Source organism: Binatus sp. (SeqCode), assembly GCF_036522015.1.
Lineage (GTDB): Bacteria > Desulfobacterota > Binatia > Binatales > Binataceae > Binatus.
In genome coordinates this window covers 1-1,883 of record NZ_DATDGQ010000137.1, presented here as the reverse complement: position 1 = coordinate 1,883, position 1,883 = coordinate 1, and the positions used below count along the sequence as shown (strand labels likewise).

1 protein-coding gene and 1 pseudogene are annotated in these 1,883 nt (G+C 62.5%); both read left to right on the top strand.

Going from position 1 to position 1,883, the window contains the following annotated elements; genetic code table 11:
• Positions 1 to 534, top strand: a pseudogene (locus VIW95_RS05660) (enolase C-terminal domain-like protein); the annotation flags it as partial.
• Positions 534 to 1,883, top strand: a 1,350-nt coding sequence (gene gpmI / locus VIW95_RS05655) for a 2,3-bisphosphoglycerate-independent phosphoglycerate mutase (protein WP_331584450.1), incomplete at its 3' end; no start/stop codon positions are given. The pseudogene VIW95_RS05660 and the gene gpmI, both read left to right, overlap by 1 nt.

Below are 1,883 nucleotides of genomic sequence, written 5' to 3'. Positions count from 1 at the left end.
AGGTACGTATTCGCGCGCGGCGACAAAAGCTCGCGCAGCGCAGAGCAGATGGTCGAGTTCTATGGCGCGTGGCTCAAGAAATATCCGATCGTCTCGCTCGAAGACCCGCTGGCTGAAGACGATTGGGCGGGATGGAAAATTTTGACGCGCGAACTCGGCGCGAAGACGCAACTGGTCGGCGACGACATCTTTGTCACCAATCCGAAATTTCTGAAACGCGGAATCGACGAGCAAGTCGCGAATTCCATTCTGATCAAGCTCAACCAGATAGGCACGCTGACCGAGACGCTCGCCACGATCGAGATGGCGAGCGCGGCGGGCTACAACAGCGTGATTTCTCATCGCTCGGGCGAGACCGAGGACACCACTATCGCAGACCTGGTGGTCGCCACCGGCGCGGGCCAAATCAAAACCGGCTCGATGAGCCGAAGCGAGCGCAACGCGAAATACAATCGGCTGCTCAGAATCGCCGAAGAGCTGGGCGCCAAGGCGACGTATCCCGGCGCTGCCGTCTTCAAGCGCAGGAAATCCTGATGCCCACGCGCCCGCCGGTTGCAGCGCTGATAATTTTCGACGGATGGGGAGTCAGCAAGAGCGGCGCGTCGAATGCGATCGCCGCCGCGAAGACTCCGGTGATGGATCGCGTGTACGCCACGCAGGCGCATACCGAACTCGATGCGTCGGGCGAAGCGGTAGGATTGCCGCCGGGCGTGATGGGCAATTCCGAAGTCGGGCACCTCACGATCGGCGCGGGGCGTGTCATCTTCCAGGACCTGATGCGAATCACGAAGGCGATCGAGAGCGGCGCTTTCGCGTGCAATCCAACGATTGTCGATGCCATCAAAAAGACCGTCACCGACGGCACGACGCTGCATATCTGGGGACTTCTTTCCGACGGCAGCGTGCACAGTCATATCGATCATCTGATGGCGATCCTCGATGTCGCGGCCGCGAATGGCGCGACCCGGATAGCGGTTCATGCGGTGCTCGACGGGCGCGACAAGCCGCCGCGCTCGGCGCTCGCGTTTATCGATCGGCTCGAAGCGAAGCTGAAGAAGATCGGACACGATGGCGGGCACGGCGACCCGCCCCACTATCGAATCGCGACGGTGATCGGGCGCTACAATGCGATGGATCGCGACAAGCGATGGGAGCGAGTCGAGCGGGCGTGGCGCGCGGTCGTCGAGGCAACAGGAATCGCGGCGTCGAGCGCGCGCGAGGCGGTCGAGAAATCGTACGCCGCGGGCAAAAGCGACGAATTCGTTGAACCACATGTGATCGGAGAACCTACGCCGATGGCGGACGGCGACCAGGTGATCTGCTTCAACTTCCGCGCGGACCGGGCGCGCGAATTGACTGCTGCAATCGCGCTCGACGGGTTTTCCGAGTTCCGGCGTCCGCGCATCCCAAGGGTCGGCTACGTGTGCATGACCGAGTACGATCGTTCGTTCGCGCTGCCGTTGGCGTTCGGCCCCGAAGATGTGCGCAACACGCTGGCCGAAGTGCTGGCGCATGCAGGACTCAAAAACTTGCGCGTCGCCGAGACCGAGAAATATGCGCACGTCACATATTTTCTGAACGGCGGCGTCGAGAAGGCGTTTCCGCTCGAAGAGCGCGCGCTGATTCCGTCGTCGAAAGTGGCGACCTATGACCTCGAGCCGGCGATGAAGGCGGCGGCGATCGCAACGCGCGTCGCCGTGGAGATCGAGGGCGGCAAGTTCGACGTCGTCGTGATGAACTTCGCCAATCCCGACATGGTCGGCCACACCGGCAAGTTCGAGGCGACAGTTGCTGCGGTCGAGGTGACGGACGCGGCACTCGGCGTCGTGATCGGCGCGCTGGAGAAGCGCGGCGGTGTAGCACTTATCACGGCGGATCACGGC